This window comes from Arcicella rosea, assembly GCF_040543805.1.
Classification (GTDB): domain Bacteria; phylum Bacteroidota; class Bacteroidia; order Cytophagales; family Spirosomataceae; genus Arcicella; species Arcicella rosea.
Map to the genome: position 1 here is coordinate 247897 of NZ_JBEUMS010000003.1, position 14865 is coordinate 262761.

The window sequence follows — 14865 nt, forward strand, 5'->3', positions numbered from 1 at the left end:
GAAATCTGAAATCCCAAATCCAAAATCCCAAAGTCTTTTAGTCATAAATCCTAAAGTCATCTAATCATGATACAAAATTATCTAAAAATCGCTTTTCGTAACCTGTTGAGAAACAAGGTTTTTTCTGTGATTAACATTCTTGGATTGGCTCTTGGCATGACTTGTAGCCTGATGATTATGCTTTGGGTTCAGGACGAGCGAAGTGTTGACGCTTTTCACGCCAATAAAAACCAATTGTATAGAATTTATATGAAGGAGTTTTTTAGCGGAAAAACACAAGGAGTAATCTGGACACCAGGCCCATTAGCTGAAGAGCTAAAAAGAGTAATTCCTGAAATACAAATGTCAACTGCTTTTTCTTGGCCTAGCAGCCAAACTTTTATGGTTGGCGATAAAGTAAATAAACAAGAAACCAACGTAGCCGGAGCTGACTTTTTTAAAATGTTTAGCTTCAAGCTATTACAAGGAAACCCCGAATCTGCTTTAAAAGACCTTAATAGCCTAGCTATTTCTAGAAAAATGGCTGAAATATTTTTTGGCAGTCCAGCATTAGCCATTGGCAAAACAATTCGTTTCGATAATCGCAATGATTTAATCGTTACTGCTGTTTTTGAAAACATTCCGCAAAATAGCACCTTGAAATTTGATTGCCTCCGTAGCTGGGATGCTTACCTTATTGATAATTCATGGGCTAAGGATTGGGGCAGTACAGATCCACTGACCTTTTTTATGATTCGCCCAGATGCTAACCCTACACTAGTAGCCAATAAGATTAAGCATGTACTAGATAAATACAGAAAAGGACTGGATAAAACAGAGTTAGCCATGCAGCCTTTTCATGAATATTATTTGAATAGTAATTTCAAAAATGCTGAAATGGAAGGTGGACGAATAGAGTACGTTCGTCTATTTAGTATTGTTGCTGTTTTTATCTTATTAATTGCCTGTATCAATTTCATGAACTTAGCAACGGCACGTTCGGCCAAAAGAGCTAAAGAAGTTGGTGTACGTAAAGTAGTTGGTGCTGTTCGCTCTGCGTTAATCAAGCAATTTGTGGGAGAAGCCATGTTACTTACCATTTTTGCGATTATTATTTCAGTTCTATTAGTTACGTTATTGTTGCCTTCGTTCAATAGCCTTACTGGCAAAGGAATCGTTTTACCTATCAATGAAATTTATTTCTGGGGTTTATTAATTGGGCTGACCTTTGTAACAGGTATCATCGCTGGTAGTTACCCAGCATTCTTCCTATCGTCACTCAACCCGATTAAGGTGTTGAAAGGTACCTTGAAAGTAGATTCAGCATCTACTTGGTTAAGACAGGGCTTGGTTGTGTTTCAATTCTCCCTTTCTATCATCTTGGTAATAGGAATGATTGTTATTTATCGTCAAATAGATTATATCCAACATAAAAACTTAGGTTTCAACCGTGAAAACCTGCTCTATTTTCCTGTTGAAGGTAATTTGAATAAAAAGTATAATATTCTAAAAGAAGAAATATCTCATCTATCAAGCATTAAGCAAATATCCCATATGACAGCAAACCCTGCTGGCATTGGCGATGGTACAGAGGCTATTAGCTGGCCAGGTAGTAACCCTAATGATAAAATAAGGTTTACGCCAGTGGGTGTTGGCTACGACTTTGCCAAAACAATGAAGCTTGAACTAGTGGCGGGTAGAGAGTACTCAAAAGATTTTGCTTCAGATTCATTAGGCTTTATCATCAACGAAACGGCACAAAAGGCAATGGGTTTTAAAAATCCTGTTGGTCAATCTGTTACTTGGGGTAGAGCAAAAGGTAGAATTATTGGTGTTGTGAAAGACTTCCATTTTCAATCACTTCATACGCCAATCAGGCCGATGATTACTTATTTGAGTGATAGGTACAAACAAGGCAACATCATTGTTCGGGTTGAAGCAGGCAAAACAACTGAAGCTATTGCACAATTAGAGGTATTATGTAAAAAAATAAATCCAGAATATCCATTTACCTATTATTTCACGGACGAAGAGTACGCCAAACAATATAGAAGCGAGCAAGTGGTAAGTACATTATCTAGCTTATTTGCTTTCTTGGCTATTTTCATTTCCAGCCTTGGCTTATTTGGTTTAGCGGCTTTTATGGCCGAACAGCGTACCAAAGAAATCGGTATCAGAAAAGTATTAGGTGCTTCTGTAATAAATCTTGTTAATCTTCTTTCAAAAGATTTCTTAAAACTAGTACTATTAGCTTTTGTAATCTCAGCACCACTTGCTTGGTATGTAGCTAACAATTGGTTACAAGATTTTGCTTATAGAACTGAAATCTCTTGGTGGATTTTTGCAGTAGCTGGTATGTTGGCTTTATTAGTTGCTATGTTAACGGTTAGTATTCAGGCTATCAAAGCAGCGTTAATGAATCCTGTAAAAAGTTTAAAAACAGAATGAAATGGAGTTGGAAGTTTTGAGTGCGGAGTGAGGAGTTTTTTTCACCAAAATCCCAAATCTAAAATCTTTTAGTCCTATAGTCATAAATCCTAAAGTCCCCAAAAATGATACAAAATTATTTAAAAATCGCTCTAAGAACCTTACTCAGAAACAAGGTCTATTCCTTCATTAATATAGCAGGATTGGCTACTGGTATGGCAGTAGCTATGTTAATTGGTCTTTGGATTTATGATGAAATTTCCTACGATAAATCCCATGAAAATTATGACCGCATCGCACAAGTATTGCAACATAATCTTTATAATGGAGAAAAAACTACTCAGCCATCTAATCCTGCGGTAATGGCCGAAGAAATTCGCAGTCATTATGCCAGCGATTTTAAATATGTTTTACAATCTTCTTGGACATCAACCCATATTCTGACTTATGGAGAGAAGAAATTTACTAAATCTGGTAATTACTTTGAACCACAAGTAACAGATATGTTGAGTTTAAAGATGCTAAAAGGCACAAGAGGGGGATTGAAAGAACCAAATTCAATTTTATTATCTGCATCAGTAGCAAAAGCATATTTTGGGGACACAGACCCAATGAATAAACTCCTAAAAATTGATAATAAAGAAGTAGTAAAAGTAACAGGCGTTTATGAGGATTTACCTTATAATTCAAGTTTTAGAGAAATGGAGTACATTTTGCCTTGGGAATTATACCTGATTACTAATCCTTGGATAAAAAAGATGGATGATCCTTGGGGAAGCAATTTTACCCAAACTTTTGTACAATTGGCTGATAATGCTGATTTAGATAAAGTTTCAAAAAAAATCATCAATGTTAAATTCAATAAAGTTGCTAAAGAATACAAAAGCTATAAACCCGAAGTATTCTTACAACCTATGAATAAATGGCATTTATTTGGTGAATTTAAAAATGGAGTAAATGTTGGGGGAAGAATTGAATTTGTATGGCTTTTTGGTATTATTGGCATTTTCGTTTTACTATTGGCTTGTATCAATTTCATGAATTTAAGTACCGCTCGTTCGGAAAAACGAGCGAAAGAAGTAGGTGTGCGTAAAGCCATTGGTTCAGCTCGTAGCCAATTAATTATTCAATTTCTAAGTGAATCTTTATTGGTTGTAGTGTTTGCATTTGTATTATCAATTCTTTTGGTTCAGCTTATTTTACCTTCTTTCAATGAAGTAGCTGATAAAAAAATGGTAATTCTATGGACAAACCCTTTCTTTTGGCTTTTGGGTCTTAGCTTTAGCCTACTCACAGGTTTAATTGCGGGAAGTTATCCAGCCTTATATTTATCATCTTTCCAGCCTGTCAAAGTATTAAAAGGTACTTTCAAAGTGGGTCGTTATGCGGCTATTCCTCGTAAAGTATTAGTTGTTATTCAGTTTACAGTTTCTGTTACTTTAATTATCGGAACGATTGTAGTTTTCCGCCAAATTCAACATGCCAAAAACCGCCCAATTGGTTATAATCGTGATGGTTTAATCACCATGAATATGGCAACTCCTGATGTTCATAATCATTTTGAGGCTATCCGTGGTGAATTAAAAAATACTGGAGCGATTTCAGAAATAACTGAATCTGGAAGCCCTACTACTGAAGTTTGGAATACAAATGGCGGTTTCGATTGGGAAGGAAAAGACCCAAATTTAGCCATTGATTTCCCGAACAATGGCGTTACTTATGAATATGGTAAAACCGTAGGTTGGCAATTTGTCGATGGACGAGATTTTTCAAGAGACTATGCTACTGATTCATTAGCCTTCGTAGTGAACCAAGCTGCCATAAAATTCATAGGGTTAAAAAATCCAGTTGGAAAGACCCTTAAATGGAATGGTAAACCATTCAAAATTGTGGGAGTAATTAAAGACATGGTTGTACAATCGCCTTACCAGCCAGTCAGACCATCACTATTTCATATTTCAAGTGATCAAGAAAATGTTCTTATCATTAAAATAAATCCTAAAATAAGCTCAAGAGAAGCATTGAGTAAAATAGAAACAGTTTTCAGAAAGTATAATCCAGCAGCTCCGTTTGAATACACTTTTGTAGATGAGGAATATGCGAAGAAATTCGGAAACGAAGAACGAGTTGGAAAACTGGCGACATTCTTTGCGATACTTGCCATTTTCATTAGTTGTCTTGGCATATTTGGTTTGGCTTCATTCACAGCAGAACAGCGCACTAAAGAAATTGGCGTAAGAAAAGTATTGGGAGCAACGGTATTGAATTTATGGCAATTACTTTCTAAAGATTTTGTCTTTTTAGTGATGCTTTCTTTTTTACTCGCAGCGCCAATTGCTTATTTCTTCATGAACAGTTGGTTGAAAAAATACGAATATCGTTCTGATATTTCTTGGTGGATTTTTGTAGCGTCAGGTTTGGGAGCATTACTGATTACTTTATTAACCGTGAGCTACCAAGCCATCAAAGCCGCTTCGGCAAATCCTGTAAAGAGTTTGAGAACAGAATGAGTTGATTGGGGATTTTGGATGTCGGATTTTGGATGTTGAATTCATTTTTCCGAAATCCTAAATCAGAAATCCCAATTCCAAAAGTCCTTTAGTCATCAATCCTAAAGTCCCAAAAAATGATACAAAATTATTTAAAAATCACATTGAGAACCTTATTTAGAAATAAGGTTTATTCTTTCATTAACATCGGTGGACTTGCCGTTGGGATGGCAGTAACTATGTTGATTGGACTTTGGGTTTGGGATGAACTAAGTTTTAATAAATATCACAAAAACTACAACCGAATTGCTAAGGTTATGCAACACATAACCAATAATGGGGATGTTCAAACAAGAGAAAGTGTACCTTATCCTTTAGCAGAGGAACTCCGCAAAAACTATGGAAGTGATTTCAAGCATGTAGTGTTGTCAATGGACGATGTATGGAATGTATTGAGTTATGGAGATAACAAGTTTTTAAAAGTAGGTTCATACTTTGAACCACAAGGAATAGAAGTCTTTGGTGTAAAAATGTTAAAAGGAAGTGCTGATTGTTTAAAAGATCCGTCTTCTATCATTTTGTCAGAATCAGTAGCAATTGCACTTTTTGGAAAAATAGATCCATTAGATAAAGTCATTAAAATGGACAACCAATATACTGTAAAAGTAACGGGTGTTTATGAAGATTTCCCGAAGAATTCTACTTTCAATACAGTAACATTCATTGCTCCTTTTAAATTATTTTACAATAGATATGGATGGGTCAGAACCATAGCCGACCCGTGGCGAGCAAATGCTTTTCAGATTTATACTCAAGTAGATGATAATGCTGATTTTGATAAAGTTTCATTAAAAATAAAAGATGTAAAATTAAAAAAGGTTAATTCTGAATTAGCCAAAATGAAGCCTACGCTATTTCTACAACCGATGGCTAATTGGCATCTGTATTCAAACTTTAAGGATGGCTTTAATGTTGGTGGTCGTATTCAATATATCTGGTTTTTCGGTATCATTGGAGCATTCGTTTTGCTTTTAGCGTGTATCAATTTTATGAATTTAAGTACTGCTCGAAGTGCAAAAAGGGCAAAAGAAGTTGGCGTTCGCAAAGCAATTGGTTCTGCTCGTGGTCAGTTGATTTCGCAGTTTTATAGTGAGTCCTTTTTAGTGGTTACTATTGCATTTATATTTTCGCTGTGTCTGGTTCAGTTATGCTTACCATTTTTCAACGAGCTGGCTAACAAAAACATCATCATTTTATGGTCAAATCCACTGTTTTGGCTGGCAGGAATAAGCTTTAGCGTATTTACTGGACTGATGGCAGGAACTTACCCAGCACTTTATCTTTCGTCTTTTCAACCAGTAAAAGTATTGAAAGGCACTTTTAGCATTGGTCGTTTTGCTTCAATTCCACGCAAAGCTTTAGTAGTAATGCAATTTACAGTTTCAATTACTTTAATAATTGGCACAATCGTCATTTTTCGACAAATACAATATGCTAAAAATCGTCCTATAGGTTATGAAACCAACGGATTAGTGTCTTTGCCACAAGCCATTAATGAAATTCACAAGCACTTCGATGTGGTAAAAGATGAGCTATATAAAACAGGAGCAATTGTTAGTATTTGCGAAACGTCTGGGCCAACCACAGAAAGTTGGTCAAGTAGTAGCGCATTTGAATGGCCAGGGAAAGACCCCAATCAATTAGCAGAAATTCCAATTGTTGGTACTTCTTACGATTATGGCAAAACAATAGGCTGGCAAATGAAAGAAGGACGAGACTTCTCTAAGGCTTTTGCAACAGACTCATCATCAGTCATTTTGAACGAATCAGCCGTAAAATTAATGGGTTTGAAAAACCCTATTGGCAAAACAATTACTTGGTTCAAGCAACCTTTTACAGTAATTGGCGTGGTGAAAAATGTAATTATGCAATCGCCTTATGAACAAGTAAAGCCTACAATATATAATTTCAACAAAGAGGATGTCGCTTATATTCTTGCTAAAATCAACCCTGAAATGAGTGCAAGTATGGCTTTGAGTAAAATAAAAACTGTCTTTGATAAGTATAATCCTTCTCAACCATTTGACTACAATTTTGTAGATGAGGAGTATGCCAAAAAATTCGGGGATGAAGTCCAAATAAGTAAATTAGCCAGCACCTTCGCCGTACTTGCCATATTTATTTCATGTTTAGGTTTGTTTGGCTTAGCCTCTTTTGTAGCAGAACAACGCACCAAAGAAATTGGAATCAGAAAAGTATTAGGAGCAACAATCTTGAATTTATGGCAATTACTTTCTAAAGATTTTGTCTTTTTAGTAATGCTTTCCTTTTTACTCGCTGCGCCAATTGCTTATTTCTTCATGAACAGTTGGTTGAAAAAATACGAATATCGTTCTGATATTTCTTGGTGGATTTTTGTAGCGTCAGGTTTGGGAGCATTATTAATTACTTTATTAACCGTGAGCTACCAAGCCATTAAAGCCGCTTCGGCAAATCCTGTAAAGAGTTTGAGAACGGAATGAGTTGATTGGGGATTTCGGATGTCGGATTTCGGATGTTGAAATATTTTTTCCGAAATCCCAAATCTGAAATCCAAAATCCAAAAGTCCTTTAGTCATCAATCCTAAAGTCCCAAAAAATGATAAAAAATTATTTAAAAATCGCTATTCGTAATTTGCTCAGAAACAAGGTTTTCTCTGCAATTAACATCGTTGGTTTGGCTTTGGGAATTGCCACTTGCCTTATCATTATGCTTTTTGTGTATGATGAGTTAAGTTATGATAGATTCAACGAAAAAGCTGATAGAATTTTTAGAGTAGTTTTCAAAGCCTCTATCAACGACGGAAAAATCAATGAAGCAAACGTGATGCCCCCAACGGCACAAGTGCTAAAAAACGATTATCCTGAAGTATTAGACGCTACTCGTTTACGCACCAGCGGTTCGCCAGAAATTGTGTATCAAAACAAGAAATTCAAAGAACATTCTTTCGCTTCTGTCGATGCCAATTTCTTTAATGTTTTTACTTTGCCATTGTTGAAAGGCGATGCAAAAACGGCTTTGCGTGAACCAAACACCGCCGTCATCACACAAGAATTTGCCAAAAAATACTTTGGTGATGAAAACCCAATCGGTAAAGTATTATTTATCAAAAGTTGGAATGAAAATTATAAAGTAACTGGACTTATCGACAAAGTACCGCATAATTCTCATTTCCATTTTGACATTTTTGGTTCGATGGCTGGTGTAAAAGATGCCAAAGAACCTTCTTGGATGTCGTCTGGCTATTTTACTTATTTGGTTTTGCCAGAAGGTTATGACTACAAAATTTTAGAAGCGAAGCTACCTCAAGTCATTAAAAAATACATGGGTCCGCAAATTCAAACGGCGATGGGCATGAGTATTTCGCAGTTTTTACAAAAAGGTAACCAACTTGGACTTTTCCTTCAACCATTAACCAGTATTCACTTAGACGCTGGTTATACTGGTAGCATAGAAGCCAGTGGCAATATTCAGTATGTCTATATTTTCGGGGCAATTGCGGTGTTTATGTTGCTCATCGCATGTATCAATTTTATGAATCTTTCTACGGCTGGAGCTTCCAAACGTGCCAAAGAAGTGGGCGTTCGTAAAGTATTGGGTTCTATAAAACAAGATTTGATTACCCAGTTCTTATTTGAATCAGTACTTCTAAGCATCGTTGCACTTTTACTTTCTTTGATGTTGGTACAATTAGCTTTACCTGTTTTTAACGATTTAGCCGAGAAAGATTTACAATTAGATTTCCTCAAAAACCCTCTCCTACTCCTTGCTTTTTTACTTTTTGGATTGTTGGTCGGTGTTTTAGCAGGCAGTTATCCAGCCTTTTTTCTCTCATCCTTCAATCCCGTTGAAGTATTGAAAGGCAAATTCAAATTGGCAGGAAAAAGTATTAGTCTGAGAAGTGGTTTAGTAGTTTTTCAATTCTTCATTTCTATTGCTTTAATCATCGGGACTACGGTGGTGTATCAACAAATTAAGTTTATCCAAAGCAAAGATTTGGGCTATGCCAAAGACCAATTACTCATCATGCGAAATACTTGGTCACTGGGCAAAAATGAAGAAGTATTTCGTCAGCAAATTTTACAAGATCCAAGAGTATTGAGCGTAACCAGTGCGGGTTATTTACCTGCTGGTCCAAGCGATTCTAATAATTCGATGGGCTATCCAGACAGCGATGAATCGCAAGTAATGCGCACATTGGAATACAAAATCGACGACCAATATATTCCAACAATGGGTATGAAAGTAATTGCTGGAAGAAATTTCTCCAAAGATTTCGCTACCGATTCTACCGCAATGATTATCAACGAAACAGCAGCAAAAGCTTTTGGTTGGAAAAATGCCATTGGACATACCATCACTCGTTTTAAAACCAATGATGGCTTAAAAGTTACTTATAGAATTATCGGCGTTGTGAAGGATTTTCACTTTAAATCTCTCCACGAAAGTATCACGCCTTTGTTGATGGTTTCTGAAAAAACTTATGGTTTAACCATCAAAGTAAAAGGAAAAGATGTGGAAGGTTTATTGGCTTCCTTGAAAAATCAATGGCAAAAGTTTAATGTTGAAGAGCCTTTTTCTTATGCTTTTATGGATGAATTGTTTGAAAAAACTTACCAAAGCGAACAGAAAATTAGTGTGATTCTAAGCATCTTTTCTGGACTTACCATTTTTGTAGCTTGTTTGGGATTGTTTGGTTTAGCAACTTTTACGGCTGAACAACGCACCAAAGAAATTGGTGTTCGCAAAGTATTGGGAGCGTCGGTAAGCCAAATCGTTACTTTACTTTCTAAAGAGTTTTTAAAATTGGTTTTAGTGGCTTGCTGTTTTGCCTTTCCATTGGGTTATTGGCTGATGAACAAATGGTTACAAGACTTCGCCTATCGCATTGAAATCAGTGCTTGGATTTTTGTTTTGGCTGGCATTTTAGCACTCTTTATCGCTTTGTTGACGATAAGTTATCAAGCCATCAAAGCGGCATTAGCCAATCCTGTGACGAGTTTACGAACGGAATGATTCGATTTTGGAATTGGGATGTCGGATTTCGGATTGATTTGAATCGATTTTTTTCCGAAATCCCATATCCCAAATCAAAACTCCTAAAGTCTTTTAGTCCTGAAATCTTAAAATCTTTAAAACCATGCTACAAAACTATCTAAAAATCGCCATCCGAAATTTGTGGAGAAACAAACTATATTCTGCCTTGAATATTGGCGGATTAGCTACTGGGCTTGCCGCAGCTATGCTCATTTTTTTGTTTGTCTCTCACGAATTTAGCTACGACCAATTCCATCAAAAAGCTGATAGAATTTATAGAATTTTATCTATTACAAAATACGGAGAACAAACCGTTCAGACAACGGCAATGAACGCTAAATTGGGTGAAATGCTGAAACAGAATAATCCTGAAATTAAAGATTTTGTACGCATTAGTAAGATAGATAATCCTACTTTCAAGAACGGTAGTCATCCAGAAATTAAATTTAAAGAAGAAAAACTCGCATTTGCCGATCCTGCTTTTTTTAATATTTTTTCATTCAAAACTTTAGAAGGGAATTTCAATACTGCCCTGAAAAATCCTTTTAGTTTAGTACTTTCTGAAAAAGTAGCGAAAAAATACTTTGGCAACGAAAATCCAATTGGCAAAACCTTGCTTTTAGAAGGCAAAAAGCCATTTATCGTTACAGGTGTTTTTGCACAAATGCCTTCTAATTCAACATTTCAGTTTGAAGTAATTACTTCAATGGCTACTTATCCTAAATTGGATGAAGAACGTCAGTACATTTGGGAAAAAGCTGGATCTTTCGAAACTTTCATTTTACTCAATCAACAAGCTTCTGTTGCTAAAGTAGAAAAATCGATTGCCCAAGTAGGTAAACTAACAGGTTTTTTTGATGAAACTTCAAAATATTCATTAGAACAATTTGATAAAATTCATAATGGAAGTAGTTTTTCAGGCCACCAAAATACAAAGTTTGCTTACATTTTTTCAGGTGTAGCCATCTTGATACTTATTTTGGCACTTTTCAATTATATGAGTTTGACAACGGCACGAGCTACGATTAGAGCTAAAGAAGTAGGTGTAAGAAAAGTAGTAGGTGCTGAAAGACTTGGTTTAGTAAAGCAGTTTTATATCGAAGCCTTTGTGTATTGCTTCTTCTCTTTTGTACTGGCTTTCTTGATGTTGGAATTGCTACGTCAACCTTTTTATGACATTTTGGGCTTGCAAGTCGATATTGTTTTTATGAAAAGTCCACTTTTCATGGGTATTATTGCTACAATTTTCACCCTGAGTGTTTTATTATCAGGCAGTTATACTTCTCTTTTTTTATCAAAATTCAATCCGATAGAAGTACTAAAAGGCAAGTTTTCAAGCCAACAAAATGGTGCAGTTATCCGCAAAGGCTTTTTGATTTTCCAGTTTTCTGTTTCTGTAGTCTTGATAATCTGTACAATGGTTGTGCAAAAACAACTGGATTTTATGCGAAATATGGATTTGGGCTTGACCAAAGACCAAGTTTTGGTCATTCCAATTGAAGAAAGTCCTGCTTCTAAAATCGCTACGCTTAAAAATGATTTAAAACAAATTGCAGGAATTAAAAATGTATCTCACGTTTCTACGCCACTTTATAAGGGTGTAAATTCATGGTTTACCAAATCGCTGGTTTCTAAAAAAGAAGTGACATTATTTTCAATTGATTCAGACGAAAATTTCTTCAAAACAGTTGATTTAAAATGGAAAAATCCGCCCATTGACAGCAAAAATCTTGATTCAAAAATATACCTCAACGAAATAGCAGCAGAACAACTGGAATTGGGCAAAAATCCCGTAGGGAAATCGGTGTTTTTATTTGGAAGCAAACCAAGTATTGTAGGCGGCATTATGAAAGATTTCCATTTTACTGGCGTAAAATCTAAAATTGAACCTTTGATGATTTCCATCTCTGCACCAAAGGCTACCGAAACTTTGTATGGAAGTATTTATTTACGTTTAGATTCAAAAGTAGATGTACAAGCCAAAGTAGCTCAAGTACAACAATTTTATGAAAAATATCCAAGCGAAAAGCCTTTTGAGTTTTACTTTTTAGACGAAGCTTTTCAGAAAACTTTCAGTGACGAAATCAGAATGTCTAAAATGTTTTTCAGCTTTACGAGTATCGCCATTCTCATCGCTTGTTTGGGTTTATTTGGCTTAATTACTTTCTTGGCAGAACAAAAAGATAAAGAAATCGGCATCCGAAAAGTATTAGGAGCAAGTGTAAAAAACATTGTTTTCTTACTTTCAAAAGACTTTTTAGGATTGGTACTTTTAGCCAATTTTATCGCCATTCCATTGGCTTGGTGGGCAATGCAAAAATGGTTACAAGATTTCGTTTTCAGAATCTCACTTACTTCAGAAATTTTTCTATTAGCAAGCCTTACAAGTATTGTTTTAGCTTTTGTTACGGTAAGTTATCAAGCTGTTAAATCGGCGGTGGCGAACCCAATCAAAAGCCTTCGTAACGAATAAATCTTTAAAACCATGCTACAAAACTACTTCAAAATCGCCATCCGAAACCTCCAACGCAATAAGGTGTTTTCGTTGATTAATATCGCTGGACTAAGTATTGGTTTGGCTTGTTGTATGTTGATTGTACTTTATACAAAAGACGAAATCAGTTATGATCGTTTCCATAAAAACGTCAATCAGATTTATAGAATCACTTCTACAGAAACAGCTCCCGACGGAAAAGTACAGAAATTTGGTATCACGGGCATGATGCCAGGGCCAGCTTTTAAAGCACAATTACCCGAAATTGAAAATTACGTTCGTCTGCAAGGCGAATCTTATAATATCAAAAAGGGAAATGATATTTTGGTACAAGATGCCTTGAAAGTTGATAGTTCTTTCTTCTCAATTTTTACTTTCGATTTTATAGAAGGTTCAGCCAAAACAGCTTTGAAAGATCCTCAATCAGTCGTGATTTCTGAAGAAGTTGCCGAGAAATACTTTGGGAAAGAATCGGCTTTGGGGAAAACTTTGTCAATCAATTATGAAGATAAGTTTCAGCCTTTTACAGTTGCGGGTGTGACTAAGAAATCACCTCAAAATTCATCTATCAAAATAGATTTATTAATGCCATTTCATCGTGAAAAAAGCCATGATGACCAATGGATTAATTTTTACCTGAATACTTTCGTAACCTTAAAACCTTTGGCAAATCCAAAAGCTTTGGAGGCAAAATTTGCCAATATTTATGCTCGTGAAGCAAAAGGGCAATTGATTGAAGCGAAAGAAAAATGGAATTTTCAAAACACTATTCAATACGGTTTACAACCCTTTTTAGAGGTTCATCTTTCAACAGACTTTAGAGCGGCCAATGGTTTAAAAGACGAAAGTAATCCAATGTACTCTTATGTATTAATTGGTCTTGCAGTGTTTTTATTATTGATTGCTTGTATCAATTTCGTCAATCTCACTGTCGCTCGTTCTGTCAAAAGAAGTAAAGAAATTGGTATCAGAAAAGTAGTCGGTGGCGACCGAAAACAGTTGATTTTTCAGTTTATGGGCGAATCTTTTGTGCTGAGTCTTATTGCTTTTTTATTAGCCATTGTTCTGGTAGAATTGGCTTTGCCAATCTTCAATACTTTAGCCAACAAAGCTCTTTCGATAAAATATCTTTTTGATACACAGCTCATTACCTCATACTTCTTACTCTTTCTGTCAACAGGATTTCTGGCAGGAATTTATCCCGCTTTGGTACTTTCAAGTTTTAGTCCTGTCGATACACTTTATGGTCGCTTTAAATTATCAAAAGGTAGTTTCTTACAGAAAAGTTTAGTCGTTTTTCAGTTTTCATTGGCAGCATTTATGATGATGGCAACGCTTATTTTGTATGCTCAATTTGACTTTATGGTTAAACAAGATTTGGGTTATAATGATAAAAACATCGTAGAAATTGCTACAGGGAGAATGAATCGTACCGAAACAAATACCTTTAAACAAGAACTTTTAAAAAATCCAACAATTGAAAGCGTAGCTCCACGACAAGGTGGAACTTGGAATACACTTGCCAATGTAAATGGTAAAAAAGAAATTATTTTTGCCATTGATATTGTGGACGAAGATTATCTTTCCACTTTAAAAATTCCAATGGTTCAAGGCAGAAATTTTTCTAAAGATTTCCCTTCGGATTCTTCGCAATCAATTTTAGTAAATGAAGCATTTGTGAAAGAAGCAGGTTGGAAAAACCCAATCGGACAAACAGTTGATTTCTTTTCCCGCAATAGAAAATTTCAAGTAGTTGGCGTCGTGAAAGACTATCATTATAATTCTTTGTACGAAACCATCAAACCACAATTATTCACTTGTCATCCAGACATGGGAACTTTTGCACAATTAAGCATTAAAATTAAGCCAACCAATACGCCCAACAGTTTAAAATTCATTGAAAAAACATTCAAAAACTTACGCCCAACACAGCCTTATATTTACGATTTTAAAGACCAGAGTAACCAAAAACAATATGAAAAAGAAGCGAAATGGAAACAGATTATTAGTTTCTCGGCTATCCTTATCATTTTCATTTCTTGTATCGGTCTTTTTGGCTTAGCGACACTTTCAGCTGAAAAACGCACCAAAGAAATTGGCATCAGAAAAGTATTAGGAGCCAATGCTTTAGCCATCGTGTCGATGCTCACAAAGGACTTCTTAAAATTAGTACTGGCTTCGGTAGTTTTTGCATTTCCATTAGCTTGGTGGTCGGCGAATAAATTCTTAGAAAGTTACCCATATCGTATAGCTATTGACGGTTGGATGTTTGCCTTAGTATTGGTGATTTTGGTACTTATCACCATCTTGACGATAAGCTATCAAGCCTTAAAATCAGCTTTGGCAAATCCTGTAAAGAGTTTAAGAACAGAATAACTATTGTAGAGACGTTGCAATGC

6 protein-coding genes are annotated in these 14865 nt (G+C 35.6%); all 6 read left to right on the top strand.

What is annotated here, in order from left to right:
* Positions 1-66 precede the first annotated feature (66 nt).
* Complete coding sequence (locus ABID42_RS05670; protein ID WP_367282820.1) at positions 67-2427, top strand: ABC transporter permease; 2361 nt, start codon at positions 67-69, stop codon at positions 2425-2427.
* A 104-nt stretch (positions 2428-2531) separates the two neighbouring features.
* On the top strand, positions 2532-4916 hold the full coding sequence (locus ABID42_RS05675; RefSeq protein ID WP_367282821.1) for an ABC transporter permease: 2385 nt from the start codon (positions 2532-2534) through the stop codon (positions 4914-4916).
* A 116-nt stretch (positions 4917-5032) separates the two neighbouring features.
* The gene (locus tag ABID42_RS05680) at positions 5033-7417 is read left to right on the top strand and encodes an ABC transporter permease (RefSeq protein ID WP_367282822.1); all 2385 of its coding nucleotides are present in this window, start codon (positions 5033-5035) and stop codon (positions 7415-7417) included.
* Positions 7418-7533: 116 nt separating this feature from the next.
* Entirely contained in the window at positions 7534-9951 is a 2418-nt protein-coding gene (locus ABID42_RS05685; protein ID WP_367282823.1) for an ABC transporter permease, read from the top strand.
* Between the two features lie 124 nt (positions 9952-10075).
* Positions 10076-12445 (top strand): ABC transporter permease, encoded by a 2370-nt coding sequence (locus ABID42_RS05690; protein WP_367282824.1) that lies wholly within the window; start codon positions 10076-10078, stop codon positions 12443-12445.
* 12 nt (positions 12446-12457) lie between these two features.
* Complete coding sequence (locus tag ABID42_RS05695) at positions 12458-14842, top strand: ABC transporter permease (protein ID WP_367282825.1); 2385 nt, start codon at positions 12458-12460, stop codon at positions 14840-14842.
* The last annotated feature ends 23 nt before the right edge of the window (positions 14843-14865 follow it).